The sequence below is a fragment of the Microbacterium candidum genome, assembly GCF_030315975.1.
Lineage (GTDB): Bacteria > Actinomycetota > Actinomycetes > Actinomycetales > Microbacteriaceae > Microbacterium > Microbacterium candidum.
The window spans coordinates 996,357-1,021,740 of sequence record NZ_JASXSZ010000001.1 but is presented as its reverse complement, the minus strand read 5'-3'; the positions used below and the strand labels follow the sequence as shown (position 1 = coordinate 1,021,740).

Sequence of the window (25,384 nt, the reverse complement as noted above, 5' to 3'; positions counted from 1 at the left end):
TGGGCACGTCGCGGGACCCCACGCCCGGGCGACAGTAGAATCTGGCCCAGCAGCCGAGGGCTTCGGCGAGCGGAACGATGAGGGGAGAGCCGAGATGGCGGACTGGCGGCGGATTCGTACGGAATACGACCGCTCGGCCGTGGACTGGCAGAAGCTTCACGCCTACGCACGAAAGATTGCGAATGAAGTAGGTCGCCGCGACCCTCACGCCTCATCTTGGAAACTCATGTCGCGCTACTGGAGGCGTGCCGACAAGATGCCCTCCTACACGGAGACATTCCGAAACAGCATCGACTACCTGCTGCTACGCGACGGGACACTCGTTGTCGAGGTGGTTTCCTGGAGCGAAATGCTCAATCCCAGCTACTGGGAAACCCCAAAGGAAAGTTCCCGCCACCCGTTCGATGACGAGACCGTCCAGATGTTCGATTTCGAACCCAGATACTACCTGTCCAGGGACGGGAACGTTGAGACCAACCGTGATCACGGGCCTAAACTCCTCGTGCACGCGAAGGGTGTCGGTCTTTCCAAACGCCTCAAGGAACTACTCGGATCGTAGGGATCATTGTGTTGTCGAAAGCGTATATCGACCCCGACGAGTGGAGTGAGAGCTTCACGCCGTCAGCCATCAACACACTCCGGGAGCGGTGTAAAGAAGCCGCGAATACATTACGTGCGCGCGGGACGCAACCCACCGAGCTCGCAGCCGTGGACGAGGTGGTAACGGTCCCCCGCTCGTTCATGGGATTCAACCGACGCCCTGAATATCGACGAGAACGGCGAGTACTCCTGTGGGGGTGGCCGCTCCGCGAAGTACAGACGCTCATGGGAACCTCAGGGAACGAGTGGTTCCGCTGGACCGTGACCGCAGCTTTAGGCGTCGACGGCAACCTATACCGAGTCGAACTACATCGTGAGCAACGCAACGGCGTCCCGACCTCTGACGATGGAAAGGTCACAGTCTCCCTGCTTGCGGATACTGAGTTTGACTTGTTCGAAGTAGTGGATCCGGAGAACTTCCGCAACACGGGGCCGATCGGGTACTGGAACAGATTCCCGGGCCACCTCGGCAACATGGTCGACACGCTGCTGGCTTGAAGGTCATCCCGTGAACAGTGATTTCGGGGCGTCGCCGATCCAAGCGAACCTCTGGATTGGCGGCGCACCATTCGGTGGAATGCACGGCACCGACCAACAGATCACTGACGCCGCGGCCGCCGCGGGAGTCACCCTGGTCATGGACTGCCGCACTCGGGCGGACGACGGCAGGGACCGCTTCTCGAGACCGGCGGGTTCAGAGCCGCACACCCTGGATTGCGATGAGAAAACCTCCAACGACGATTGCGATACCCCGGGGAACTGCCATAGAGTTTCGGCTACCATCCAGAGGCTCGCAGCAAAGGAGAATCCGATGTCGATACTGACACTCCAGGCCACGGCGATGGACCGCGTCGACCTCCCGCTCAACGTGCAACTCGCCAAGCCAATGCCAATGTACGCTGGCGGCGACGACCCCACTGCGGCGAAATGGGGGACCCACGTTCCTACCGGCCCGGGCGATAACCATGACGACATAAACACGGACTACAGCATGGATTAACGCTTGGTGTTGATTATCACTGATGACCCTGGAGGAGTTCAGCCGGTTGTCCAGGAGCTGCGCCGCCGCGGGAGACGACCAACCGTTTTCTCACTGGGGGCATTAGGGACCGGCGAAATGACAGTTACGCTCCAGGTCACCAACCAAGGAGGAGCGTCAGGACTGTTACAGTGCGACGGGAGAATCTATCGAATGGGTGCGGGCGTCCGTGTGTGGCGCTGGAAGGACAAGGCGTACTCGCACCTACAAAGCTTGGATCCTGAACCCGCCATTAACGAGATGAAGATTGCTCAGCTCCGCTCGACTGTCCGCTCCATCTGGGAACTACCGGCGGACTGGATGAACCGACAATCTGCTGATCTTCGATTCGACCAGAACAAGATGTTGGGGGCCGAGGTCGGATTCCGGCACGGGTTGGTCTCTCCACCGAGCATTCTGTCCAATGACCCCTTGGCAGTAGGCAACTTCATTCGCGCGAGTCGCGCCAAGATGTTCGCCGTTAAGACCCCGGCTATGTGGGCCGCCAACGTTGAGGGCGGCGAGACCCTGGCGACGTACACTTCACGCCTCTCCAAGTCAGAATTGCTAGATCGCATCGGAGCAGTAAGACATGCTCCTGTGATCGTGCAGCCATACGTGTCCAAGGCGTACGAACTGCGCGTGACGGTGGTCGGCGATCATGTCTTCACTTGCAGGATTGACTCTCAGGGACTCTCCGAATCCGCCGTGGATTGGAGATCAGCGCACGTCGGGGAAATTCCACACACGGCCTTCAAATTGGATGCGGATTTGGAGCAACGCGTAAAGGGCTTTATGTGCGAGGCCGGACTCGAGTACGCAACCTTCGACTTTATTGTTACGCCACAAGAGGAGACTTTCTTCGTTGACTGCAATCCCGCCGGGCAATACCTATGGGTCGAGAGCCGAACGAGGCTTCCCATTACGACTGCGATAGCGGACTGGCTCGAAGGGTCGGCGAACTGAGCGACTATTGCATGGCGCTGTGATGCCCAACTGTCTGGGCCTCGGTCTATTTGTCCCACAAAGCTCGGGCCCCCGCACGAGATCGGTCCGCACGACCTACCTACCCCCGCATTTCGCGCGGCGCGGGAACCTGCTCGAGGACGGGCAGACCATCGAGACGATAGAGGACGTTCCTTTTCACTCTCTGGTGTGCGGCAGAGCCAGGGCCGTCGGGGCATACTCGGCTAATGGTCTAGCCGAGTACCTTCACATCTACCGCGCTCTGCCCCTTCGGGCCATTGCGGACGTTGAATGCGACGAGCGCCCCGGCCGCGAGCTTCTCACGTTGAGCTTCATCGACTTGATTCTCATGGAGAAAGACCTCTCGCGCGCCACCGTCGGGAGACACGAATCCAAACCCCTTCGCGCTGATCCATCGGACGATCGTGCCCTGTGAGGTCGGTACCCGCTCTCCTTCTTTCGAAAGCGTCGGAAAACGTCGGCGCAATACAGCCTGATGATCGGTATCCGCGAGTTCAATGAGCGCGGCCCGAATTCCGTCACCCTTGTGATGAACGAAGCTCTTGAGTCTGTCACTGGGGTCGCGATCGGTATTGAGCTGAGAATCGCCGTTCCTTCGACTCACCGATCTCTTTTCGAAGTCAAGTCGAGCCCGCAGCGTGTCGAGATCACATGGGTGGGCGTACGCCTTGTCTTCATTTTTGTACTGAATACTCGAGTCGGTGAGACTGCGGTAGACCTCAGCGAACTCTCCCGTGTCAAGAAGATACGTATCGTAGAGCACGATCTCTTCGGTAGCTTCCCAGTTGCTGCCACGCCCAGGTCTTCCGTATTCTGTTCGCATCGACCATCTTCTGAAGTCAATGAGCCAGCACGCGTCGCCGAGAACAGATTCACCTCTTGACGTCGAATGCTTATCTGGGTTGAAGGTGACGCGGTATCCAGGTTTGGCGGGATACTTTACGACTTCGACCGCGAGTGCATGGACAAGTTCCGGTCCGAGAACGGATTGATCATACTTGGCGCGACGCGCGGTCCAGTCGCTCCGCTTATCCATGTACGCCTCATTCGTGGGGCTTTCGCAAGCAGTAAGTTCTCCGGGTGCGCGCTGCGGATATCTTCGCGAGCGGACCACGGTATCGGCATGCTAGCGCATCTCCAGGCGCTCAGCGACGCGTGCAGTTTGGCTTCTAGCAGCGCACGTTGGGTCGCTGAGGCGAGCCGTGGAGCCTGTATCGAACACGAGAACCCGACCATTGCCGCAGGTCGGTGCTCCGGACGAACGCGACCCGTATGTCCGACTCGTCGGCGTTCAGGACTTGCCCGCCAGCGGTCGCCGCCGTACAGCGAGCGCGTTCGGTGGGGGCGCACGTCGGCAGCCTGATCTCGACGCCGCCGTCGCCGTCGCCGTCGAATCGCTCGCGGTGGACGCTCGGGCACGCCACCTCCATCGCTCCGCGCCCGTCTCGGACGTTGCTCAGCTCCGCCGACCCGGTCGTTGGGCGCCTCGTCGTTCGCGAGCTCCCGCACAGTCTCGACTCGGCTCGTCTCCCACCACGTCGGGGACTGTACGTTCAACGGTGTAACTCCGATCAAGGAGGAACATGATGAGCAAGCAGGTTGAGACGGTCTCGGCCGTTTCAGGAGGACTGAGCACGGCCGACGAAAAATCGAAGTTGGTTCACGGCGAGGATTTCGACTACCCAACTCAATTTGCTCTGCTCTCGAATCATCGAAAGGAACCCAATGAACGAACTCAGCTGGGAGAGCGCGCGCCGCGTCCTTCTGAGTGAGGGGGAGAATCAGTCCGGCATGACGCGGTCCTTCCTCGATGCAGCCGCGTCAGTCACCCCTCACCACAGCGTCAATGGCGGACCCTATCGCTCGTCGCGAGGGCTTGGCGCATGGCCGCTGTCCTATTACGGCTTCGGGGCTGGGCGACTTGGTGACTATCGAACGACGCTCATGCTCGAGCAGGATGGCACCTATTCTCATTTCCTCATCGGGGAAGACGGTGAGATGGAGACGGAGAGGCCTCACTTGGGACCAGGCGTTGATACCGACTCAACGGTTCTCGGGCCCTCACTATTCGTGCAGTTCGTAGTCCGATACGACGGTGCCGAGTCCTTTAGCATTGATCGCCCTGCTTGGGATGGGCCGTCCGGAGTGGAACCCATGGTGGACGTGCTGGTGCGAAGCCTGCTCGCGATCGCAGACCAAGGACTCCCCCCAATCTTCACTTGGGAGAGCCAACTGAACGGCGCTTAACTCGGCGCGGAGAGGTCCCGCCCAAGCGAGAAGGGTGGGATCGTGAAGAGTCGGTAGCGCAGACGCTTGGGTTCCTATCGGCGGGCCTCATGCTCGGGGGTGGGCGAGGAGCCCGGCCCACGCGATCAACGAACGCGTCGATCCCGCCACTCTTCTACGACGTGGCCGAACCGCTCTGGATCGGAGTTCCACGTCATCGTGTGGTCCGCGGCGAAGGTCTCGAGGCGAATAAGGTCGGGGCGCAGCGCCGCGACCCGCGCGGAAGCTGCGATCGGGGATGATCTGTCTCGAGTGCCGTGGAGAATCAACGTCGGAATGGACAGATCGCATGCACGATCGAGCCAGTTGAACGGCGCGAGGTGCACCGCGACGTGCAGTCCGACCAACCGGACGAGCGTCGGCCTCTCTAGCCAGGGGCCGCCCAACGGACCGAACCATGATGGCAGCCCCGCTCGAGCGCAGTTTGCGGCAATCGTGGCGCCCCAGTCCAGCACAGGTGACTCGAGGACCAGGGCGTAGATCGTGTCGGCGAACTCGGGGTCGGCGGCGAGTTGGAGAGCGATCGCGGCGCCCATCGACCAGCCGAACAGGACGATCCGCTGAGCGCCTTGAGCGATGGCGTAGCGAAGCGCCGCGGCAACGTCTTCCGTCTCGGTCGCGCCGAGCGTGGAGCGGCCAGAGCCCACCGTCGGTCCTTCGCCGTCGTTGCGGTAGCTGACAACTAGCGAGGTGAAGCCGAGGTCGGATGCCACGCGGACCCCGCGCAGTGCCCCCGCGCGCGGACTCCCCAGCCCGTGGATGTGGATGGCCCAGGCGTCGCCTTCGCCGTCGGCGGGACGGATCAGCCAGGCCGGCGCCGGACCGACGTCCGTCTCCACAGTTGCGTCCGCGGCATCCAGGCCGGCATCCGCGGGATCGCGGTAGTAGATGCCACTCCATGACGCGTGCTGCCCCGTACGCAGTGCACCATCCGGAGCAACTGACGTGATCTCGCGGGTGACCGTGACCGCATCCCCGTCGAGGACGGCCCCGAGCTTCACCCAGCCGCCGTTGTCGAGCCACAGGTTGTAGAGGCCGGGCGCGGCAGTGCGCGCCGTCCGGTCGAGGACCACGGCATCCTGATCACCGCGCCGGACGACGTCGCGAACCATCAGGTCGAAGACGCGCTCGCCGACCGGAGCCGTGAGTCGCCGGGCGATCATGAAGCCGATAGCACCGGCCGCCGCCGCGGCGGCACCCACCGCGACGGCAGCCGCGACGACCCACCTCACTGCGACTCCTTCGACCGATCGCCACGAGCGGGGTCGCCACCGATCAGCTGCGCCTCGGCCTCCTCGAGCAACTCTCGCTCATCGTCAGTCAGCGCGAACGACGCCTCCGGGTCGATGACCGCATCCCGAATCTCGACGATCTCGCGGTGGAGCTGCGTCTCGGCATCGGCGTCGTTGAAGCCGGCGTCCGCCACCTGGCTCAGCCCGGGACGCACCGCAGTCGCGCGTTGCCAGATCGGCGTGACCTGCTCCACCAGGTCCCGAGTGTGGTCGGCGCGGGAGCGAGCTTGTGCGCGACGCACGGCAGGCTGGCCTGCGAGGCCCGCACAGAGGAATACGAAGGTTGCAAGGTAGAGCGGCCCGTAGACCTCGCCGAGGCTGAGCATCAGGCCGAGGTCCCCGGTCACGTGCGCGACATCCATCACGATGATCACGATGGAGAGCGCGATGCCGAGCACGCTGCCCACCAACACGGAGAACGGAGGGACTCGCTCCGCTCCCTTCGTCCCGCGCACCTGGCGCGTGGTGACCGCGACCATCGCTGCCAGCACGATCGCGTCATACGTGAACTGGATCATCGAGTAAACGGCGGCGGCCGGCTGCGCGCCGAGGTCGAGCATGAACGTCGTGGTCGACGGACCGCGATCGATGAAGAAGAAGGCCACCACGACGCCGGCGAGTGCGACACCGAGAACCCCTCGCCCGAGCGCGATCCGAACCGCGCCGGACGTGTGCTGTGACGCTTTGGCGATCGCGCGACCGAGGAAGAAGATCCCGACCATCAGGGCGAGGTCGGCGAGCAGCGTTACGACATTGGTGCCGCCGAAGAGGCGATCCACCCAGAGGTACAGCCCGTCGATGTTGAGCGTCGTCGCGATCGCGATCGTCACCGCTGAGTAGAGGATGCTGCGCTCCGCCCGCCCCCGCCGCAAGATGAGCTGGCTCGCGACGAGCAGCCACATCAGCGCGGAGACGAGGATGGGGATCATCCGAAGATCTCTGAGAATCGCGACTCGTGCGCCGCCGAACCGCGGATGGCGGCGGCCAATCGGTCCGCGAGCGCTTCGGCGAGGATCTCGGGCTCCGTGTCGAGATGCTGCCGGCGAAGGAGTCGGCGGAGCGTTGCAGGTGGGATGTCGGGGAAGAGGACGTCGCACGGGTCGACGAGCAGATCGTCGCCATGGTTGAGAAGCATGTGCGCGAGCTCGTGCAACACGAACTGCTGTCGATGCAGCGCCGAGTCGGTCGGCACGCAGAGCACTACGTCGACGCGTTCGGTCGGGAGCCACAACGCGTTGATCCCCTCCCGCGGCGGGAGCTCCGCGCAGTCGACGATCGTCAGCGGGCGTTCCTGCCGACTCTGCATCGCCGCGAGGAGGTCGTCGTACGAGAACTCGTCGCCGAGACCGAGATCGTCCATGGCCGCCGCGACATCCGCTGCGATATTCACGGTCGTCACCTCCCGCGGCTGCACCAGCCGCTACGAATGGCTCAGCTGCTCGTCGAGGAACCGGGTGATGGCTCGCAATGCCTCTGGCGAGACATCCCCGAGGGTGCGCGCGGCGTACGACTTGACCTTTGCCGCGCGCATCGCCCGAACGAGGTCGAGCTGCGCCGCCACCTTCGCCGGCATCGCCGCGCCCTCCCCGCCGACGAGGAAGTCCGCATCGACGTCGAAGAACTCGGCGAGGCTCTCGAAGAGCCGCCGGTCCTGAACATACCGATGGCCGTTGACCATATAGGTCCACCGCGAGCGCGACAGGCTCACTCCACGCTCGCCGACGAACGCCGCGATCTGAGAGTAGGTGGGTTCGGCGCCAGTCTCGGCGATGGCGACGTCGAGCAGCAGACGCAGGCGCCGTGCGAGGTCCTGCGCCGCTTCCTTGCTCTCGTCTTCGGTCATCGCTCTGCCGATTGTCCTTCCGCGTCGCTCGGGTTGGGCATGCCCAACGGGGCCCACGGTACGCGTTGGTCATGCTCAATTCAAGGCTTGTGCAACTCGGCACAACGTGTCAGGCTCAACGTAACGCGCGTTTGAGCATGCTCAAACACTGGGGAGCGAACCGTCGGAGCAACAGCAAAGAAGGGTTCGGGATGCAGTACCCCAGCGAACGCGCGCGAAAGCAGGATTCGGAGCGACTAGAACTCTCCCAGCACCTGCTCGAGCCGCATCACCATCTCGGTGACCCGCTTGTCGTCCACGATGTATCGCACGCGCTGCCCGCGCACCGCGACGTCCCGCGGTGGGTCAGCGATGATGAGGCCCGCATCCAGGAGCTTCTCGAGTCCATTCGCCACCGTCATCTTCGGGATCTCGAGATCGTCGGCGATCTCGGCCCGCGTGCGCCCAGGGTTCTTCCGCAGGTAGCCGATGATGCTCGCCTGCATGATGTTCCCGAGAGCCTTGATGGGATCCTCCGCGTACTCACTGTTCGCGGGGCGGGTGTAACGCGGCACGGCTTCAGTCTGTCGCACGCTCGGACGCCCGTCCAGATGACAGAAGCAGAAAGTGCTTCACAATCAGAGTGTAGCGTTGTATGCTTCCCTCATGTCAACGGCAGCGATGGATGCGAAGGACTTGGGAGGTAGAAGATGACCGAGCCCCGCACCTGCAGCGGCCGAGGACTGATCTGGGCACTCATCGGAGGCGCTGTCATCGTCGCCGCGATCGCGGCGATCGTGATCGCGTCCCTCACCGCGGAGCAGCCCGTGGCGAAGTCCACGACCACGACGCGACCGACGAACTCGACCACATCCGCCGCAGCATCCGGCGCATACGTCGACGCGTCGGTCAAGCGGAAGGGCTGGGTCCCCGAGCCGATCACGACCGACCGCGATCGTTACACGCGGGCGGCGCTGGCCGCGGCATCCACTTTCGATACCCAGAAGAGCAGTCGGTCTGACTGGCTCGCGTTCCTCGACACGTGGTTCACCCCCGATATTCGCTACACCTCGGAAAGCGATCGGGCGGATGATATGAAGGCCTCGCAGCTCGAACTGCGGCAGGCCGTCGTACTTCCCGAGTCCGATTGGAACTCGCTCGCGAATGAGAAGGGTCGCGTCGTCGCGGCTGTCCCGGGCAAGATCACGTACGCGGATGTCCCCGGCGACAGCACCGGGACGATGAAGGTCGGCACTGCCGACGTCGTGCTGACGTACACGCGTTCGGACGCGAGCGGGAACGAGTCGTCGTACAACGAGACCGCGCGCGTCAGCGTTCAGGTCCTCTGCGGTGCGGGGTCGATCCCGACGCCGAACTCGGCGCAGCAGCCTGGCGACTGCAAGGTCGTCCGATTCATTTCGGGGTCGCAGGAGCCCTGACATGGGTGCCCCGGTCGCGGTGACCGCAGCCCTCGTGAAGACGAGGACTGGCCGCCGGATCGTGGTCGGGGCGCTCAGCATCCTGTTCATCGGGACCGCATTCATCCTCACTCCGCTCATCGCGATCCCCTTCGCGGTCGCGGGACAGTCCGCTGCCGCCGTGGTGACGCAACAGCAGCCCGTCCCGGTTGCCAACGGCGCGTGGGGCTATCCGCTCGCCGGCGGCTACTCGAAGGGCCGGGGGTTCGGGCTCAACCCGGTGCATGGCTGCAGCTACTGCACCGAATTCCACCCCGGCTATGACATGTCGCAGGCCTGTGGCGTGACCGTCTACGCCGCGGGCCCGGGTCGCGTGATCACGGCGGGCACCTACTTCGGCTACGGCAACGCGGTCCGTATCGACCACGGCGGCGGGCTCACCACCTTGTACGGGCACATGGCCTGGGGGTCCCTCCGCGTCGCGATCGGCGCCGACGTCGTCGCCGGAACTCCACTCGGCGCCGAAGGCGACACCGGACACTCGTTCGGCTGCCATGTCCATTTCGAGGTCCGCCAGAACGGGGTCGCCATCGACCCACAGCCCTTCATGGCCGCTCGCGGCCTTCCACTCAAGTGACGCAACCAGGGGGTACACCATGCACGCACAAATCGTTCCGGCGGTGAACGTCCCACCGATCTCACCGGACTTCTCCGCACCGTTCTTCCACGGCTTCCAGGTCGTGGCCTCCTACATCCTCGCGGGCGCCATGATCGTCGTCCTGATCATGCTGATCCTCGCCGGGACATCGCTCGCGTTCCGCGGCCTCGCCTCCGACCGCGTCCGGACCTGGGCGGGCGAGAACATCGCGTGGATCTTCGTCGCTGCGGCCGTCCTGGGCGGTGCGAGCGGCCTGTTCAACTGGTTCATCAACTTCAACTTCGGCTTCTGATGCGCGCGGCACGGCTCTTCACGATCGGATGCCTCGTCGGCATCGGATTGGCGATGAGCGCGCTCGCCCCCGCCCAGGCCGCCGGTCCGAGTTCGCAGCCGCCGCCTGCGGGCGCAGCATCCGTCACCGGTCAGCCGTGGTCCTCGCCCGCGTATCCCGTCGACTGCCACCAAGTCGGTAACCAGATCAGTTGCACCCCGCAGAACACGGCGGACGTGAAAGCTCAGCAGTGCTTCATCGACGTGTTCATCGCCGGCTCGAAGGCGACGCTCTGCACGACGTACGAGGGCCATGTCGGCGCGATCAAGCTGAGCGGCGGGAAGCCGCTGCTCGTCCAGTACGGGTGCCAGGTCGCGGATGTCGTCTGCCTGACGTTCGAGAACGCCGGCCGCGGGATGGCGCTCTCCGCGACCAGCATGATGTCGGTCGTCGCTCAGAACATGCGGTTCGACACCTCTTCCCTGCTGTGGAACGCGGCGGAGCACGAGTGGTCGTTCTGGCAATGGGCGATCCTCGCGGTCCTGTTCATCTCAATGGTGTGGGCGATCACCGCGGCGATCGTCTCTGGCGACCGCGCCGAGCTCGTCGCGGCATTCGTGCGCAGCTTCATCGCCTTCCCGGCGACGGCCGCCACCCTGTGGCTGTCCGGCAAGCTGCTCAACGCGATCGACGACCTCACCTGGTACGTCATGAACCGAGACGGGAAGGATGCGCTCTTCGCGACCCTGCAGTCGGTCATGTGGGCCGGCGGCCAGGCGAACTACTTCTTCGCCTTCGTCATCCACGGCCTGCTCATGATCGCGATGGTGCTTCTCATGCTCGTCTTCGCGTTCCGCAACATCGTCCTCGCGGCGCTGTTCGCCGTCGGGCCGATCGCATGGATGCTGTACCCCGTGCGGAGCGTCGGCCCGCAGTGGGTTGTCCGCTACTTCTCCGCCGTCGCAGTGCTACTGCTGACGGGCCCGCTCACCATCGGATTCCTCACGCTCATCATCAATGGCCTCGCAACCGTCAAAACGATCTGGGACCCGCAGTCCTGGCCGCTGCTGATCGGGCTCGTCCTTGTCGCCTTCGCACCCTTCGCGGTCTTCGGGCTGTTCAGCTTCGTCGGAGCCGTCGCCGCCGACTCGGTCGGCTCGCGCATCGGATCGGGTGCACGAAGCACCGCGACGAGCGCAGCCAGAACGGCCGGCCACATCCCGAGCCGCATCGGCGCCCTCCCCGCGGGAAAGTCTGGCGCGACCGCGGCAGCTGGGAAGAGCGGCCCCTCATCGGGTGGTCCACCGCGCGGCCCCTCCTCGCCGTCTGGACCGTCGACCACGTCGGGACCGCCTCGGCCGTCGTCGCCGACATCGACTGCGAAGAGCCCCACGCCGCCGACGAACACCCCGGCGACCAAGGCATCCACCGGCACTCCCCCACCGCCGCGAACTGAGAGGACCGCGTGATGACCGCTCAGGACCTCGCCCGCCCCGTGCGGCTTCCCCGCCGGTCGCGGCAGGGCATCGCGATGGGGATGGATGGATGGCAGCTGACCTGCGTCGCAATCGCCGCCATCATCATCCTGATCGCGGTCAACCGATTCGGCCCGCCCGGACTGCTGTACGCCGTGCCGATCTACCTGCCCATCGGCGCGTTCGCGTTCGTGACAGTGCACGGCGACTCGGCGCCGCACCAGGTCGGCCTCTGGCTCATGAAGCAGTTCCGCCACGCGACCGGCGCGACCAAGCAGCTGTATCGACCGGAGCGACCTCACATTGCCGGGACGCTGAACCTCCCCGGCATCCGCGCGTCCGTCCAGATCTGGGACGTCGAGGGCGTCGCGTGCGTCTACAACCCGCGCGACCGGTCCGCGTCGGTGACGGCGGAGGTGGATGTCGAGGGGTTCCTCATGAAGGACATTCCGGAGCGGTTCGACCTGGCGCAGCAGTGGTCACCGGTGCTCGCGTCGTTCACCCAGCGGCCTGGGATCAAACGCGCGGTGCTGCAGGAGCGCACCATCCCGACGACGATCCGCGCCGCCCGCGCGCACTACGACTCCGTGACCACCCGTCGGCGCGTGAACACCGACTCCGCGGTGAACCGGAACTACGAGCAGGTCATGGATCACGCGGAGCCGTTCGCGGTGTCTCACCGCAACTACCTCACCTTCACGCTCGACCTCATCGCGCTCGGCCCGCAGCTGAAGGCCCTCGGCGGCGGCGAGGCAGCGATCAAGTCCCTGGCGGCGCTCGAGGCACGAAACCTCGCCGATGCGCTCCGCGCGGCCCGCATCAACGTGCGCGGGTGGCTCTCCCCGCGCGACATAGCTGCACTTGCCCGAGTCGCGTTCGACCCGGAGTTCGCCGCGAACGTGCAGAACCGAGACACCGTCGCCCAGGGCGTCGACGTGCTCGCGATCGGTCCGATGTACCTCGAGGAGCCGCGCGGGAAGAACGGCGTCGTGTATAGCGACTCCGGCGTGCACACGACGATGTGGATCCACGAGTGGCCGCGATCGGATGCCGCAATCGGGTTCGTCGAGCCGGTCGTGTTCGCCCGGATGCCGACCACCGGGGAGGCGATCACCCACATCCTCTCGATCGTCCTGACCCCCGTGTCGGTGAAGAAGGCGATGAAGCGGATCGAGGACGACAAGAAGGTCTGGCGCGGCAACGAAAAGCTGCGCGCCAAGCGCGGCGCCGACGGCTCCGCGGCGGACGCCGCCGACTGGGAGGCCCTCGAGCGGCAGGAGGAGGAGATCGTCGCCGGGCACGGCGAGTTCCGGTACGGCGCATATCTGACCGTCACGGCTCCCGATGAGGAGAAGCTCGATCAGGCGATCGCCGGGATGCGGAATGCGCTCGCCCGTGCCGGGATGGAACCGCAGATCCTGTACTGTCAGCAGGCCGAAGCACTCATGGTCAACGCACTCCCGATCGGGCTGGGGATGAAGTGATGGCCCGCTACGCCGCAATGTTCGAGCCCGGAGACCTCTCCCGACACGACCGGCACGCCCACGAACGGCAGGCCGCGCGGGTGACCCGCGAGGCCGGGCCGAAGAAGGCGGCACGTCGCGACCGGATGCTGCCGGAGCCCGCCGTCCGCGGCATCTTCGGCCCGGGGCTGGTCAAGGGTGGCTACTGGAACCTCGCCCGCCCCTCCATCCCGGCGCACCAGGCCACGTCGCAGCAGCTCGCCGGCATCTACCCCTTCGTCGCAGACGCCGGGCTCGGGCACCGGGGACCGATCCTCGGGGTCGACCTCAATGCCGATGCGCTGTGGCACTTTTCGCCGTGGGAGGCGTACGTCGCCGACGCCGGCCGCGCCACCCTGTCCACGAACCTGCTCGTGCTCGGCGCGTACCGGGCCGGGAAGAGTGGCACGATCAAGACCCTCGTCGCCCGCTCGATCGCGTTTGGGCATCAAGCGGTCGTCCCCTCCGATCCCAAGGGCGAGTGGGTCGCCGTCGCCGAGGCCATCGACGGCGGAGTCGTCATCCGCATCGGCGGGGGCAGCGCAGCGCGCCTGAACCCGCTCGATCGCGGGCCGCGGCGCTCGGATGCCGACGATGAGCAGGATGCCCAGATGGTGCGGCAACGCCGCATCACCACCCTGGTCACGCTCATCGAGATGGCACTCGGCAGCGGGCACCTCACCGCCGTCGAACACGCCGCCATCCACGAAGCCCTCGAACGCTGCATCGCCGCAACCGGCGACCACCCGACCCTCCGCGGTGTGTACGAGCAGCTCGGCCGGATCGTCGACGATGCCGGCACCGACTTCCGACTCTCTGACGGCGCTGTCCAGCCCCGGTTCGTCCTTCGCCGGTTCGTCGAGGGCGACCTCTCCGGACTGTTCGAGGACGAGTCCACCGTTGCCTTCGATGCGGAGGCACCGATCGTCGTCGTCGACACCTCCGAACTCTTCGCGCGCAGCGAGCTCGTCGCCCAGCTCACCCAGGTGTGCACGACGGCGTGGATCCAGGCCGTCGTGTCGGACCGGTCCGCGCACCGCACCCGCTACCTGATCCGTGAAGAGGGATGGCGTGACATGACGAGCCTCGCCGCGCTGCAGATGTTCCAGCAGTGGCTGAAGCTCTCGCGCCACTACGGGATCAGCAACGTCGTCATCCTGCACAAGCTCGGCGACCTCGACGCGGTCGGCGACACCGACTCGAAGGAGCGCAACCTCGCCTACTCGATCGTCGGCGACATCGAGAACAAGTTCATCTTCCGCGTCAACCACCAGGAGACCGCAAGTCTCCGCGAGCGACTCAACCTCCCCGCGACCCACGCAGAGGATGCGCGACGGCTCCGGATCGGCGTCTTCCTCGCCTACGTCGGCCAGCACTCGTACGTCGTCGACTGCTTCGCCACCTCGACCGAGTGGGAGTACGAGCTCTTCAAGACGGATGACGCGGTCCGGCAGGACGATCACGTCGATGGGATGCCGGTCAGCATCCGCCCCGACGACCTCGACGCGTTCTGGCCCGAGCACCCTGACACTAGCCTCGACGGCTGGCTCGCCGCCACCGGGAAGGAGGGCTCACGATGAGCCTCGACACCCAACTCCACGCCCACGCCGCCGTCGCCGGCCCGATCGCCGAATTCACCACCCCCGACGGTCGCAGCGAACCCCTCACTGCCACCGCCGAGCAGGACATCCGCCAAGTCATCGTGCAGCGCGCCGCCGAAGAAGCGGCACGCGCCGGCATCCCCGTCGAACTCGTCACGAGCGGAGATCTCGGGGACCACCGCATACTCGTCGCCGCTGATGGCAGCCTCGCGAAGCCCGCCACCGCGGCTGAGCACGCGACCCCAACGCCAGACCGAGAGGAGGTGAACGAGAAGGCTCCGGAACGGCCGGGCTCGCCGGCTGTTCCGGAGCCGCACCCTCGTGCCTCCTTCATCACTCCGAACGCCGAGGCGCAGCCACGCGTCGGATTCCTCGCGCGCCTCGGCCTCGGCCGTCAATCGCGCGCCGAACTCGAGCGCGCTGAGAACGAGCGAGCCGTCTCGCAGCAGTGGGCCGGATGCCGCACCGTCGCGGTCGTCAACGGCAAGGGCGGCGTCGGCAAGACGATGACGACGGCGATGATCTCCGCCGTGTTCGCCCGGCACGGCGGCGGCAATGTGCTCGCCTGGGACAACAACGACACCCGCGGCACTCTCGGCTGGCGTACCGAGCCGGGGCTCTACGACTCGACGATCCGCGACCTGCTCCCGGCGGCCGAGGACCTGCTGTCGCCGACGGCATCCATCTCCGATATCGCGCGGTTCGTGCACCACCAGCCGACGGATCGATACGACGTGCTCCGCTCTAACCCGGAACTGCTCGCCACCGACCAGCGCATCACGACCGCCGACTTCGACCTGCTCATGCAGGTCGCAACCCGGTACTACCGGATCGTCGTGTTCGACTCTGGCAACGACGAGTCCGCCGACCGCTGGCTCCGGATGATCGACTCGTCATCGCAGCTCGTCATCCCCACCGTCACCGCTCCCGAGTCCGCAGAATCGGCCGCTCTGCTCCTCGATGCGCTCCGGCAGCGTGACGACCGGTCACGCTCGCTCGCCGACAACGCGGTGGTCGTGGTCACCGAGGCTGAGACGAGAGGGATGGCGGCGGCCCATCGGATCATCGACGGCTTCGCCGGCCAGGTCCGGGCCGTCGAGCGGATCCCGTTCGATCCAGCACTGAAGTCCGGGCCGCTGCGCCTCGACGACCTCCGTGCGCCGACCCGGGACGCGTGGATCCGAGTCGTCGCGGCGATCGCGCGGGGACTGTAGGAGCACGCCATGCGCGACGGAATGCTGGGCAAGGCGATGGCCGTCATCGCCGCGAGCGCCGTGATGCTGAGCCTCGTCTTCTCGCTCCTCACGGACACGGTTACCCAGGTCGCCTGTGACGCACGGCCGAGAGCGAGCAGCATGTTCTCCGGTCTCTGGCTCGGGCTCTCCGGCAATGCTGCCGTCTACCGCGCGCCGGCCGGATGCGCGCTTCCGGTCGTTGCCATCCGGATCGTCGACCTCGCCGCCGTGCTCGCGGTCATCGCCTTCGCCATCTGGGGTCTCGTCGCCTACCGTCGCTACCTGCAGTCCGACGCCGCGTTCGTCTCCGATCTGCGCTCGCGTACGGGCTTCGCCGAGGCCTCCGAGATCCGCGCCCATATTTCCGCGAAGGCCGTGCTGCGCCGCGCGCGTCAACTTCGCCCGGACGTGCCACATCCCAAAGCCACGGACGTCGGATGGCGAGTCGGTCGCTCGCGCGGGATGGATGTCTTCGTGTCCATCGAGGACTCCGTGGCGCTCGAGGGTCCGCCCCGGTCGGGCAAGGGCTACCGCGTCTTGATCTCCGCGATCCTCGACTGGTCCGGCCCGCTCATCACCACGTCGACCACGAACGACAATCTCACGGCGACAATGCGGATGCGGGAGCACCGCGGCGACGTCCACGTCTTCGACCCGCAGGGGCTGTCCGGTGTGCGGCATCCGTTGCGCGTCTCGCCGATCGAGGGATGTGAGGACCCGCTCGTCGCGATGCAGCGCGGATCAGCAATCATCACCGGCACTGCGCTCGGAGCCTCCGCAACGAACGGCGAATGGGCGCAGGCCTCCGGCGTCGTCCTCGGCCGACTCCTCCACGCCGCGGCCGTCGGCAACCTGACCATCGCCGACCTGTACGACTGGGGCACGAGCCCGATCGTCGCCCGCAAGGCTGTCGAGGTGCTCCGTGCCGACGGCGCACACGGCTGGGGCGACAACCTCGAAGCGACCCTCGCCGGCGACGACAAGCTCGTCTCGTCGATCTGGTTCGGCGTCCAGGGCGCGGTCGCGCCTCTCGCGGTACCGAAGATCCGCGAGGCCCTGATGCCACAGCGAGGAGACCGCATCTTCGACCCGCGCGAATTCCTGGATGCAGCGAACACGCTCTATCTCGTCGGGTCGGCGTCCGGCGCCTCGGCGATGGGTGGGTTCCTCGGCGCGATGCTCGACGACGTCGTCGAGGTCGCCCGCATCCGCGCCCTCGCCACCCCGGGCTCGCGTCTCACACACCCGCTGGGCCTCATCCTCGACGAGATCGCCAACATGTTCCGCTGGGGTAGCCTCCCTCAGGTGATGGCCGACGGTGGCGGCCGCGGCATCTGCACGTTCGTCGTGCTGCAGGCGCTCTCGCAGGCCGAGACCTCTTGGTCGCGCGCCGAGGCCGACACGATCTGGGGTGCGGCAACCGCGAAGGTGCTGCTGGGCGGCGCGTCCCACGTCAACCACCTGCGCGACGTCGAGGCACTGCTCGGCAGTCGCCAGGCGCGCCGCACGCAGCGGTCGTGGTCGACGCGTGAGGCCGGCCATTCGACCAGCGAGCAGCACGAACGCCTTCCGCTCATGTCGGTCGACGAGATCAGACGGATGCCGCAGACCATCGGCCTGCTCGCCTACCGGACCCGCCGCGGCGTGCTCCTCGACCTCTCCGGTTGGGACGAGCGCCGCGACGCCCGCGCCATCAAGACGGGCAAGCGCGAGACCGAGACGGAGCAGCGCGCGGTGTTCGACGACGCATACCGGCCGGCTCCCGGTCCGGTGGTCGATGACGATCTGGATGCTGGGGCGGTGACGAGCGAGTGACGAACCGCCGAAGATCCGGACTCCGGAACTCCTACAGATCTGAATTCCTCCGCTCCCCCGCCTGGTTCGCGCGCCGTGACCGGTGGTTCCGGAAGCAGCAGCGACTGGGCCGCCCGCTCGCATGCGCGGCCTGCGGGCGCGCCGCATCCAAGGACCAGCTCGAGCTGCACCACCTCGACTACCGCGGGGTCATCCGGGCGGACGGAACGTGGCGCGCCTTCGAACGCCACGCAGACCTCGTGCCGCTGCATCCGTACTGCCATGAGTTGCTGCACCGGCTGATCGACCGTGACGCCGTCCTAGCCAGGCATCGCTCCCGACGGGACGCGTCGTCACTCGCGCTGGAGAGGCTGCGGGTCAAGCTGACCACTTTCGAGGAGTCGCTATGAAGGAGCGTGACAACTTCGACACCGACGCGCAGGTCGCGGCGGAGATGGCAGGCTTTCACGCCGAATCCCGTGGCGGCGCGTCGGACCCGCTCGGTGCCCACGCGGTGAACTGGCGAAGGATGCCCGACGCCGACGCTCCGCGCGAGTGGGTGGAGCTGCGGGCCTGGGTCGAGTGGTTCACAGTCCGCTACAGCATCCCCGTGAGCGTCGTGCCGAACTGCTGGTGGAAGCACGGCGCCCTCGTAGAGGAACTCTCGGCTCTTCACGTCGCGCATCTCGCCTCCTTCGACGCGAGTGATAGCGGCTTCGGGGCGATCGGATGGCACGAGCGACTCGCGCTCGCCACTCCGCGGCTCAGCCGGGCCGGCGCCGGCTGCGCGAGCGGACACAGCGCGACACGCCCACGGTCATGGGCGGGCGCGACCGATGAGGCGGAATGGGCCGCGTGGGCCAGTCAGGCCCACGCTCGCTGAGGCACCGCGGTGCCTCTCGAGTGAAGGGAAGAAGGATGACGACGAAGATCCCGGTCACGATCGAGGGCAACCTCACCGGTGACCCCGAGCACGGCGCGAGCGAGTCGGGCAGCGAGTATGCCCGGTTCACGGTCGCCGTCAACGACCGCCGTCTCAACGAGACGACGAACACGTGGGAGGACGCCGGCACGGTGTTCCACCGCGTGGTGGTGTTCAACCAGCAGTCGCGGCACGTCGCCGACTCGCTCCGCAAGGGCGACTCGGTGATCGTTGCCGGCGACCTGCGTTTCGGCACCTACGTCGACAAGGAGTCCGGCCAGACGCGCGAGACCCGCGACGTCGTCGCAGACAACGTCGGCGCGTCGCTGAAGTTCGCCGATGTGTCGGTCGACCGCGCCCCAAAAGCCACGAGCCCCGCGGCTGACGCCTCGGGGCCGGTGGCTACGCCGGTCTCGTACACCGGCGCCGGGGTTGCCCGCTGACCTATCGCAACAGGAGAGCGGGGCGAGAGTCACAACAGGAGAGCGGGGCGAGAGTCACGATACTCTCGCCCCGCTATCCCTACTTGGTGTAGTGGTGACATCAGCCCTCGTCGAGAGGGTCATTGGTGCCCAGCAGATCTCGAATTCGGCGATTGACTCGCTCAGCCGCCGCGTGCCGTTCGCACATCCAGAGACCGTCGAACGGCTCGATCGCGACACCGCCGCAGTTCTCACCGAACTCAACTCTCTGCCCGCAGAAGTGCCTTACCTCCGGCTTGAGGCGCTCCGGCGCGAGATGGCTTGACCTCCACCAATTGCCGTTTCGCTTGTCAAGGTGCTCGGGGCAGTACCACGTCCAGTGGCCGCCGCCCGGAACATCCTGACTGCTCGTTGTCCAATGGCGAATCAGCGTCACGTCATGGATGTCGTACCAGGGGCGATTCTCTCCGATACCGCAGTAGCTGCACTGATTCTGGCTATCGTGACCGGGATGGTGATTCCGGTCATCGATATCCGCTTCGCAGACCGGGGTCTCAACGAGCATGTCCCACGTGTGCATGTGTCGCCCTCCTTAGCGCGCTGTCACTCGAGGCGCCGAAAGATCTGCAGCATCGCGCGCCTGAGCCAGGACCGCTGCATATTCAACATCTTCGAGCCCATAGATGGGCTTTCCCGTCGTGGGCTCAGTCCTGAACTGCCAGTTGACGTCGAACCCGACACGCCGACCCTTTCGACCTGACCACGCAAGGGCGCCTGGAATCTCCCGCGGCCCACCCAACTTGAGTGCATCGACAATCGCGTCGGCGGTGACCATCGAGGGCGCCGCGCTGATCCACAGACTCCAGATCGCGGCTTCCTTTGTTGTCAGCGACTTCCACCATGCGATCGCGGGCTCGAGCGCCACCTCCATGGGGCGGTCGTCAGCCTCGTCAATGCCGCTGACCTTGCCGTCGCGCCAGTCCGCGAACCATCGGTAGAACTCAGTCTCGCGTTCCACCGGAACGTGCACTCGCACCTCAACCATCGACACAGTTACTCCTTCGCTATCTATTCCTATCTATTAGATAGAGTAGAGCTCTGTACGCGACCGCGTCAAGGCCCGCGCGAAGTTACGTAGACCCGGGATCGGGAAGGCAGCCGCACGCGGCTCACGCGCGTGGGCACGGAGTCGGCTGGGCGGTCAAGGCGGGGTACATCACGAGATCCCTCCTCGCATGCGTTCACGGTCGCCGTCAACGACCGCCCGTCTCAGCGAGACGACGAACACATGGGAGGAGGCGGGCACAGTGTTCCACCGCGTGGTGGTGTTCAACCAGCAGTCTCGGCACGTCACCGGTGATGTCCGGTTCGGCAGCCACGTCGACAACGAGGCCGGCCCGACGCATGGGACCCGCGATGTCGTGGGGGAACAACCTCGGTGCGTCGCCGAAGTTCGCCGACGTGTCGGTCGACTGCGCCCCAAAAGCCACCGGCCCCGCGGCTACGCGTACAAGCGATGAACGTGCCAGTCGTCCCCGCCACGGTAGACATCGAAGACGAACGTCTCGCCCGCGTCATCCGTCGCCTGGAATCGCCATCCGTACAGAGGCGCATGAGGCTCGTCGAGCGGGACCGCCCAGATGCTCTCTCGCAGCCGCGTCGGGGTGTCTGTGACGCGCCAGCGGCGGCCCGCGTAGACCATGCGCGCGGGGACGTCGTTGACCATCCAGAGCGTCAGAGCCGTTTCGATAATCATACCGTCCATGACGCTTGATTCTAGAAGATTTGTTCGTATCGCGCTATCATCGATTCGTCAGGATGAAGGGCCGATGCGGTGGGGACGAACAGACGCTACGAGGCCGACTACGACAGGCTCGGCGAGGAGCGCACCCTCGCGGGGTACCTCGCCAAGGGCGGGTTGCAGACCCTCAAGGAACGCGAGCTCGACCTCGAGAAGGAGCCCGTGACCACCGACCCGGATCCGAAGCCGGTCCGAGCGTGGGTGAGGTTCTACGACTATCGGATGAACATCCCCGCCTACGCGCGACGGTGGGCGTCCCGCGCTGTCGAGATCGTGTTCACCGCGCGCGGCAAGGAGTACTCCACGTGGGTGTGGACCAACGCCGTCTCCGAGGACAAGGTGCCGCGGCCGCGGCCGGACAGGTAACGCTGCGGCGTTGCGTCTGGTCCCGGCGACTGGCGAGTAGTGGGCGAAACGTGCTGGACCCGGCTCGCGATGACGGCAAGGTATCCGTAGGGAGCGACAACTTGTCGTACGCATGAAGGTTCGCCCGCGGCGCGTCAGGGCAGGATGGCGTCGACGTAGCCGCCGTCGACACGCACCGCGTCGCCCGTCGTCGCGGAAGCGAGCGGCGAGCGGCGAGCGGCGAGCGGCGAGCGGCGAGGCCACGTACATCACCATACGGGCGATCACCGAGTGCTCTTTGGCGCTCGTCACGCGACCTTCGTGGCGAGGCGTCCGCGGCCGGATTGGTGCCGTCGCGCTCGTTCACGACCTGTTGGACCGGCTCTCCGGTGCCGCCCTGATCAGGGCGGGCACAGCGTGTACGACGCTTCGTCGTCGTTGGGGTCGAAATTCTGTCCGTGTTGCGGGAACCAGACCGCGAGGTGCAGATACACGCTCTTCCCCTGGCAGGTGCCGAGGTCGAATGCCTCGAAGAGTGCAGGCTCGGTCGTCCCCGCCGCCACCGGGGTCCCAGCAGGGACCCAGAGCGCGGTCCCGTGCCCGATGGCAGTCCCACTGCCCCAAGTGTCCCAGCTGATCGTGAAGTATCCTGTTGGGTCGCCGCCGTTGTTGACCACCTCGGGGCGGACGGTGCCGAACCCCTGCTGATGGAGAGATGGATCCCAGGGCATCCCCAGAAGCGGTGCGACCGGGGTGGGCGTCTGGCATGGCGGCGTGTAGGTCGGGGAAGCGCCGTCGTGGACGAAGGTCCAGGCGTTCATGGAGCCGAGGCCGGTCGAGGCGTCCCATCCGGGCTGGGGCAGCGGTGTGGCGAGGTCGCTGGTCCTGCCGTCACCGCCGGTGACATCGAACAGAGGGCGATTCTTCGCGGTGGTCGCGAGCCGGTAGAGCAACGGATTGGCGTTACCCAGAAGTTGGTCGTGGTGGGCTCGCGCATATTGGTCGAACAGCGCAGCGACCCCGGCCCATAGAGGTGCGGAGAGGCTTGTGCCAGTGCCGACGTCAACCCATCCCAGGCCGGTGTTCTCAATCTTGAGCCCCGTCTGAATGGCCGCGTCGGCGGAAACGTCAGGAACCATTCGCGCCGGGCCGACCGGGACGCCGGGACCGGTCTGCCAGCATGGTCGCGGGAAGTACCCGGATGCGCCACCACCAGAAGCAGCAGCTCCAATAGGCAGTGGGGCGAGAGGGCCGAGGGGATTGAAGTCCGAGTCCCAGGCGAGCTCCTGATTGATGTGATCATCGAGAACATCAAGTATCAAAGTTGTGCCGCCCACCCCGGTCACATTCGGGTCAGAGGCTGGAAAAGATGTCCCCGACAACAAGTCCGACTTGGTCGGCGATTCGCTGGACGTTACGAGCGGGCACCACGCACCCCAGTCGCCACTTCCGGCGAAGATTGAAACGTTCAGGCCGTCGGATTGGAAGACGCTGTCCAAGCCGTCCAGTTCCTGCACCGAGAATCCGGGATTGCCCGGCCCGCTGCGGGGCTGATCGCACGCGGTATCACTGATGGATGCCACCAAGTCGTTGTTCGCGGCCACGCGATCCATGAATTCGAGCAGATTCCCGGCAAACGAGGAAAAGTCACTCTCAGGCGAGAACTCATATACATCGATGGTCGCGCCGGGAGCCATGGTATGCACGGCATCAATGTCCTGCAGCACCTCGTTGATACATATCTGGCACGGGTTCGTCGACGGATATGGCGCGCGCTGGTCACCGTGATCGTCGGTGGCGTAGACGTGTAGATCGAGAGGGTATCCAGGCGTGTCCTTGCCGGCGAAGTTATCCACGTACTTCCTGTCGAAACCGCCCAGGGCATAGATGGCCACTCTGATGCCACGACCGTCGACATGTTCGCTCAGCAGAGGTGTCACGTGGTATGCAGTCTGGATCTGCTCGGCCGACAACGGGAATGGCTGGGGATCCCACGGCAAGGTTGGCGCTCCATGCACGGAGCGGTTCAACCCGTAGATCGCGGTGACGCGTGCGGCGATGTCGTCCGACAGGTGGGGTGTGGCGTCGGCGGCAACGTAAGTCCCGTCGGCGCCTTTCGCTTGCCAGTGGTAGAGGTGCGCTCTGAGCGCGGTGGCGATCGTGGCGGCGTCCGCCTGGACGACCAGCATCCGCCCGCGCAGGCCGGCGTGGAGGATGCGGAACCCTTCCTGCCGGAGGTACGTGCTGACGGCATCCTGATCCGAGGCTGACCGGAGGAGCACCTGCAGAACCTCGGACTGTGATCCTCTGACCGGTTCGAGCCGTGTCGCCGTCAACGACGTGCTTCGCGCGGAGGCGGTTCCGGGCAACTGTTGGATCCACGGGCCAGCGAGCACGGCTGCGGCGACGAGCAACAGGGCAATGACCCCGATGCCGATCCATAGGCCGCGATGTGAGTGGGCGTGCATGGCAGTAGACGGTCAAGGTGTGATGCGGGCGATCTGGTGAGCGGTGTTCTCGCTGAACCAGAGTGCGCCGTCGCTGCCTTTGACGATCGGACCGAGTCCACTTTGGCTGGTCGTGACGGGGAATGCGGAGAATTGACCGGTCGTCGTGATTCTCCCGATCTGGTTGGTCGCGTCTGCGGTGAACCAGAGGGCTCCATCGGGACCGGTCACGATGCCGCCGACACCGCTTTGCCCTTGCCCGGACAGCAAGGCATTCGGGAGGGGATACTCGGTGATCTGGCCGCTCGTCGTTATCCGTCCCACCTTGTTCGCGCCGGCCTCGGCGAACCAGAGCGCCCCGTCGGGGCCGACGGCCAGTCCGCGCGGTTCTGCCAGGTCAGTGGGCAGGATGTATTCGCCTACCTTCCCGCTGACGTCGACGCGTCCGACCCCGGTGGTCCCGAGAAACCAGAGGGCTCCGTCTGGCCCGGTGACGATATCGCTGATCCCCGAGAGTGTTCCGCTGAGCGCGTTAGGGAGGGGGAACTCAGCGGTGACCTGGCCCGAGGTGGTCATCCGTCCGATCCGATAAGCGCCGATCGTCGCCGTGCCCTCGGTGAACCAGAGGGCCCCGTCGGGGCCTTTCGTGATGCCGACGGGCGTGTCTCCGGAGGCGGGCAACGCGAACTGAGTGACCTGCCCACCCGTCGTCATCCGCCCGATCATGGAGCTGTCCTGCTCGGTGAACCACAGCGCCCCATCTGGTCCCGCGGTCAGGTCCGAGAGCGTGCCGGCAGTGTTCAGGCGGTACTCCGCGACATGCCCCGTCGTGGTCATCCGCCCGATCTGACCGGACTGGGTGTCCAGGAACCAGAGCGCCCCGTCCGGGCCGACTGTCAAGGCGCCCGTGCCGTTCGGCACCGGATACTCGACGATCTCCCCGGGCGTCGGTCTGGGCGTCGGTGGGGTCGGCGAGGGAGATGCGAGGTGGGGGGCCGGCCCCGAGCATGCGGTGAGAACCGCGACAAGCGCTCCCAGCGCCGCCAACAGGCCGACCGTGTGCCGACAACGCGTTCCGTCCATGAGGGAACCCCCCACACCGCTCACCCACGGCGTTCCCCAGGCACATCGGCTCGCTGTGGCTAACCAGCCGGGCACTCACCGCCCGCGATCACCTGAGGCTTCCTCCTCAGAGGTGGAAAGTACTCCCCAGTGGCACTCGAACTGCGCTCGGTTTGAACGCAAGAATCGTAGCACCAGGCAAGGTTCGCGGCGAGGGGGGTGCGCGTTGACTCATCAAAGACGATCGCGCCTCAACTCGGAAGGAAACTCCGCGCGCGGGTACGCCTGATCGTGTTGACGCTCTTGGTGCTCGGACCATGTTCATCTACCACTTTGTCAATCGATGCGGTAGCACTGATCACAGAGATGGGCGTGTCATAGAGATGGGCGGCCTGTCGGGGCGATCTCAGCTCAATATGACGAATC

The 25,384-nt window shown here is 65.7% G+C and carries 28 protein-coding genes; 17 read left to right on the top strand and 11 right to left on the bottom strand.

The window, feature by feature from the left end:
• Window positions 1-94: 94 nt before the first annotated feature.
• The 4 genes from QSV35_RS04765 to QSV35_RS04750 all read left to right on the top strand — a co-directional run bounded on the left by QSV35_RS04765 (window position 95) and on the right by QSV35_RS04750 (window position 2,584).
• Entirely contained in the window at window positions 95-559 is a 465-nt protein-coding gene (locus tag QSV35_RS04765) for a hypothetical protein (RefSeq protein ID WP_286287213.1), read from the top strand.
• Between the two features lie 11 nt (window positions 560-570).
• A complete protein-coding gene (locus QSV35_RS04760; RefSeq protein ID WP_286287212.1) occupies window positions 571-1,098 on the top strand; it encodes a hypothetical protein in 528 nt (175 codons plus the stop codon).
• Window positions 1,099-1,108: 10 nt separating this feature from the next.
• Window positions 1,109-1,600: a hypothetical protein gene (locus QSV35_RS04755; RefSeq protein ID WP_286287210.1), complete on the top strand. Its 492-nt coding sequence runs from the start codon at window positions 1,109-1,111 to the stop codon at window positions 1,598-1,600.
• Between the two features lie 192 nt (window positions 1,601-1,792).
• On the top strand, window positions 1,793-2,584 hold the full coding sequence (locus QSV35_RS04750) for an MvdC/MvdD family ATP grasp protein (RefSeq protein ID WP_286287209.1): 792 nt from the start codon (window positions 1,793-1,795) through the stop codon (window positions 2,582-2,584).
• 232 nt (window positions 2,585-2,816) lie between these two features.
• On the opposite strand, the gene QSV35_RS04745 is transcribed toward QSV35_RS04750, so the two are convergent.
• Window positions 2,817-3,641 carry a cold-shock protein gene (locus QSV35_RS04745; protein ID WP_286287207.1) on the bottom strand — a complete coding sequence of 275 codons (825 nt, stop codon included), beginning with the start codon at window positions 3,639-3,641 and terminating at the stop codon, window positions 2,817-2,819.
• Between the two features lie 547 nt (window positions 3,642-4,188).
• On the opposite strand from QSV35_RS04745, the gene QSV35_RS04740 reads away from it, so the two are divergent.
• Complete coding sequence (locus tag QSV35_RS04740; protein ID WP_286287206.1) at window positions 4,189-4,377, top strand: hypothetical protein; 189 nt, start codon at window positions 4,189-4,191, stop codon at window positions 4,375-4,377.
• 600 nt (window positions 4,378-4,977) lie between these two features.
• On the opposite strand, the gene QSV35_RS04735 is transcribed toward QSV35_RS04740, so the two are convergent.
• The 5 genes from QSV35_RS04735 to QSV35_RS04715 form a co-directional block, all read right to left on the bottom strand.
• Window positions 4,978-6,123 carry an alpha/beta hydrolase family protein gene (locus tag QSV35_RS04735; RefSeq protein WP_286287204.1) on the bottom strand — a complete coding sequence of 382 codons (1,146 nt, stop codon included), beginning with the start codon at window positions 6,121-6,123 and terminating at the stop codon, window positions 4,978-4,980.
• Window positions 6,120-7,112 carry a hypothetical protein gene (locus QSV35_RS04730; protein WP_286287203.1) on the bottom strand — a complete coding sequence of 331 codons (993 nt, stop codon included), beginning with the start codon at window positions 7,110-7,112 and terminating at the stop codon, window positions 6,120-6,122. Before QSV35_RS04730 ends, QSV35_RS04735 begins: the two co-directional genes overlap by 4 nt.
• A complete protein-coding gene (locus tag QSV35_RS04725) occupies window positions 7,109-7,573 on the bottom strand; it encodes a hypothetical protein (RefSeq protein ID WP_286287201.1) in 465 nt (154 codons plus the stop codon). Before QSV35_RS04725 ends, QSV35_RS04730 begins: the two co-directional genes overlap by 4 nt.
• A gap of 30 nt (window positions 7,574-7,603) precedes the next feature.
• On the bottom strand, window positions 7,604-8,026 hold the full coding sequence (locus QSV35_RS04720; RefSeq protein WP_286287200.1) for a hypothetical protein: 423 nt from the start codon (window positions 8,024-8,026) through the stop codon (window positions 7,604-7,606).
• Window positions 8,027-8,262: 236 nt separating this feature from the next.
• Window positions 8,263-8,580 (bottom strand): helix-turn-helix domain-containing protein, encoded by a 318-nt coding sequence (locus tag QSV35_RS04715; RefSeq protein ID WP_286287198.1) that lies wholly within the window; start codon window positions 8,578-8,580, stop codon window positions 8,263-8,265.
• Window positions 8,581-8,715: 135 nt separating this feature from the next.
• On the opposite strand from QSV35_RS04715, the gene QSV35_RS04710 reads away from it, so the two are divergent.
• Genes QSV35_RS04710 through QSV35_RS04660 form a run of 11 tightly spaced genes read left to right on the top strand, consistent with a single transcriptional unit; the run spans window position 8,716 to window position 19,324 of the window.
• On the top strand, window positions 8,716-9,444 hold the full coding sequence (locus QSV35_RS04710) for a hypothetical protein (RefSeq protein WP_286287196.1): 729 nt from the start codon (window positions 8,716-8,718) through the stop codon (window positions 9,442-9,444).
• Window position 9,445: 1 nt separating this feature from the next.
• Complete coding sequence (locus tag QSV35_RS04705) at window positions 9,446-10,060, top strand: M23 family metallopeptidase (RefSeq protein ID WP_286287194.1); 615 nt, start codon at window positions 9,446-9,448, stop codon at window positions 10,058-10,060.
• Window positions 10,061-10,103: 43 nt separating this feature from the next.
• A complete protein-coding gene (locus QSV35_RS04700) occupies window positions 10,104-10,373 on the top strand; it encodes a hypothetical protein (RefSeq protein ID WP_286287192.1) in 270 nt (89 codons plus the stop codon).
• Entirely contained in the window at window positions 10,373-11,821 is a 1,449-nt protein-coding gene (locus tag QSV35_RS04695) for an LTA synthase family protein (protein WP_286287190.1), read from the top strand. The genes QSV35_RS04700 and QSV35_RS04695 overlap by 1 nt, the downstream gene beginning before the upstream one ends.
• Window positions 11,821-13,311, top strand: a complete 1,491-nt coding sequence (locus QSV35_RS04690; RefSeq protein ID WP_286287188.1) for an SCO6880 family protein — start codon at window positions 11,821-11,823, stop codon at window positions 13,309-13,311. The genes QSV35_RS04695 and QSV35_RS04690 overlap by 1 nt, the downstream gene beginning before the upstream one ends.
• The gene (locus tag QSV35_RS04685; RefSeq protein WP_286287186.1) at window positions 13,311-14,909 is read left to right on the top strand and encodes a P-loop NTPase family protein; all 1,599 of its coding nucleotides are present in this window, start codon (window positions 13,311-13,313) and stop codon (window positions 14,907-14,909) included. Before QSV35_RS04690 ends, QSV35_RS04685 begins: the two co-directional genes overlap by 1 nt.
• A complete protein-coding gene (locus QSV35_RS04680; protein WP_286287185.1) occupies window positions 14,906-16,144 on the top strand; it encodes a MinD/ParA family ATP-binding protein in 1,239 nt (412 codons plus the stop codon). The genes QSV35_RS04685 and QSV35_RS04680 overlap by 4 nt, the downstream gene beginning before the upstream one ends.
• Window positions 16,145-16,153: 9 nt before the next feature.
• Window positions 16,154-17,980 (top strand): type IV secretory system conjugative DNA transfer family protein, encoded by a 1,827-nt coding sequence (locus QSV35_RS04675; protein ID WP_286287184.1) that lies wholly within the window; start codon window positions 16,154-16,156, stop codon window positions 17,978-17,980.
• Window positions 17,977-18,369, top strand: a complete 393-nt coding sequence (locus QSV35_RS04670; protein ID WP_286287183.1) for a hypothetical protein — start codon at window positions 17,977-17,979, stop codon at window positions 18,367-18,369. Before QSV35_RS04675 ends, QSV35_RS04670 begins: the two co-directional genes overlap by 4 nt.
• Window positions 18,366-18,842, top strand: coding sequence for a hypothetical protein (locus QSV35_RS04665; protein ID WP_286287182.1), 477 nt, complete (start codon window positions 18,366-18,368; stop codon window positions 18,840-18,842). The genes QSV35_RS04670 and QSV35_RS04665 overlap by 4 nt, the downstream gene beginning before the upstream one ends.
• A 35-nt stretch (window positions 18,843-18,877) precedes the next feature.
• Window positions 18,878-19,324 (top strand): single-stranded DNA-binding protein, encoded by a 447-nt coding sequence (locus tag QSV35_RS04660; protein WP_286287181.1) that lies wholly within the window; start codon window positions 18,878-18,880, stop codon window positions 19,322-19,324.
• 100 nt (window positions 19,325-19,424) lie between these two features.
• Here the strand turns inward: QSV35_RS04660 and QSV35_RS04655 are convergent, their stop codons facing one another.
• The 3 genes from QSV35_RS04655 to QSV35_RS04645 form a co-directional block, all read right to left on the bottom strand.
• The gene (locus QSV35_RS04655; protein WP_286287180.1) at window positions 19,425-19,883 is read right to left on the bottom strand and encodes a hypothetical protein; all 459 of its coding nucleotides are present in this window, start codon (window positions 19,881-19,883) and stop codon (window positions 19,425-19,427) included.
• A gap of 12 nt (window positions 19,884-19,895) precedes the next feature.
• A complete protein-coding gene (locus QSV35_RS04650; RefSeq protein WP_286287179.1) occupies window positions 19,896-20,354 on the bottom strand; it encodes a hypothetical protein in 459 nt (152 codons plus the stop codon).
• A 450-nt stretch (window positions 20,355-20,804) separates the two neighbouring features.
• On the bottom strand, window positions 20,805-21,068 hold the full coding sequence (locus tag QSV35_RS04645; RefSeq protein ID WP_286287178.1) for a hypothetical protein: 264 nt from the start codon (window positions 21,066-21,068) through the stop codon (window positions 20,805-20,807).
• Window positions 21,069-21,137: 69 nt separating this feature from the next.
• On the opposite strand from QSV35_RS04645, the gene QSV35_RS04640 reads away from it, so the two are divergent.
• Window positions 21,138-21,470, top strand: a complete 333-nt coding sequence (locus tag QSV35_RS04640) for a hypothetical protein (RefSeq protein ID WP_286287177.1) — start codon at window positions 21,138-21,140, stop codon at window positions 21,468-21,470.
• Window positions 21,471-21,850: 380 nt separating this feature from the next.
• Here the strand turns inward: QSV35_RS04640 and QSV35_RS04635 are convergent, their stop codons facing one another.
• Entirely contained in the window at window positions 21,851-23,917 is a 2,067-nt protein-coding gene (locus QSV35_RS04635) for a S53 family peptidase (protein WP_286287176.1), read from the bottom strand.
• A gap of 12 nt (window positions 23,918-23,929) precedes the next feature.
• Complete coding sequence (locus tag QSV35_RS04630; RefSeq protein WP_419956813.1) at window positions 23,930-24,979, bottom strand: Vgb family protein; 1,050 nt, start codon at window positions 24,977-24,979, stop codon at window positions 23,930-23,932.
• Window positions 24,980-25,384: the final 405 nt, after the last annotated feature.

Bases quoted from the DNA above. Each gene is read 5' to 3' on its own strand.
- QSV35_RS04705 (WP_286287194.1), top strand. From the start codon at position 9,446: ATGGGTGCCCCGGTCGCGGTGACCGCAGCCCTCGTGAAGACGAGGACT.
- QSV35_RS04635 (WP_286287176.1), bottom strand. From the start codon at position 23,917: ATGCACGCCCACTCACATCGCGGCCTATGGATCGGCATCGGGGTCATT.
- QSV35_RS04665 (WP_286287182.1), top strand. From the start codon at position 18,366: ATGAAGGAGCGTGACAACTTCGACACCGACGCGCAGGTCGCGGCGGAG.
- QSV35_RS04745 (WP_286287207.1), bottom strand. From the start codon at position 3,641: ATGGATAAGCGGAGCGACTGGACCGCGCGTCGCGCCAAGTATGATCAA.
- QSV35_RS04645 (WP_286287178.1), bottom strand. From the start codon at position 21,068: ATGGACGGTATGATTATCGAAACGGCTCTGACGCTCTGGATGGTCAAC.
- QSV35_RS04710 (WP_286287196.1), top strand. From the start codon at position 8,716: ATGACCGAGCCCCGCACCTGCAGCGGCCGAGGACTGATCTGGGCACTC.
- QSV35_RS04630 (WP_419956813.1), bottom strand. From the start codon at position 24,979: ATGGACGGAACGCGTTGTCGGCACACGGTCGGCCTGTTGGCGGCGCTG.
- QSV35_RS04695 (WP_286287190.1), top strand. From the start codon at position 10,373: ATGCGCGCGGCACGGCTCTTCACGATCGGATGCCTCGTCGGCATCGGA.
- QSV35_RS04750 (WP_286287209.1), top strand. From the start codon at position 1,793: ATGGGTGCGGGCGTCCGTGTGTGGCGCTGGAAGGACAAGGCGTACTCG.
- QSV35_RS04690 (WP_286287188.1), top strand. From the start codon at position 11,821: ATGACCGCTCAGGACCTCGCCCGCCCCGTGCGGCTTCCCCGCCGGTCG.
- QSV35_RS04655 (WP_286287180.1), bottom strand. From the start codon at position 19,883: ATGCACACGTGGGACATGCTCGTTGAGACCCCGGTCTGCGAAGCGGAT.
- QSV35_RS04765 (WP_286287213.1), top strand. From the start codon at position 95: ATGGCGGACTGGCGGCGGATTCGTACGGAATACGACCGCTCGGCCGTG.
- QSV35_RS04730 (WP_286287203.1), bottom strand. From the start codon at position 7,112: ATGATCCCCATCCTCGTCTCCGCGCTGATGTGGCTGCTCGTCGCGAGC.
- QSV35_RS04685 (WP_286287186.1), top strand. From the start codon at position 13,311: ATGGCCCGCTACGCCGCAATGTTCGAGCCCGGAGACCTCTCCCGACAC.
- QSV35_RS04675 (WP_286287184.1), top strand. From the start codon at position 16,154: ATGCGCGACGGAATGCTGGGCAAGGCGATGGCCGTCATCGCCGCGAGC.
- QSV35_RS04740 (WP_286287206.1), top strand. From the start codon at position 4,189: ATGATGAGCAAGCAGGTTGAGACGGTCTCGGCCGTTTCAGGAGGACTG.
- QSV35_RS04660 (WP_286287181.1), top strand. From the start codon at position 18,878: ATGACGACGAAGATCCCGGTCACGATCGAGGGCAACCTCACCGGTGAC.
- QSV35_RS04720 (WP_286287200.1), bottom strand. From the start codon at position 8,026: ATGACCGAAGACGAGAGCAAGGAAGCGGCGCAGGACCTCGCACGGCGC.
- QSV35_RS04680 (WP_286287185.1), top strand. From the start codon at position 14,906: ATGAGCCTCGACACCCAACTCCACGCCCACGCCGCCGTCGCCGGCCCG.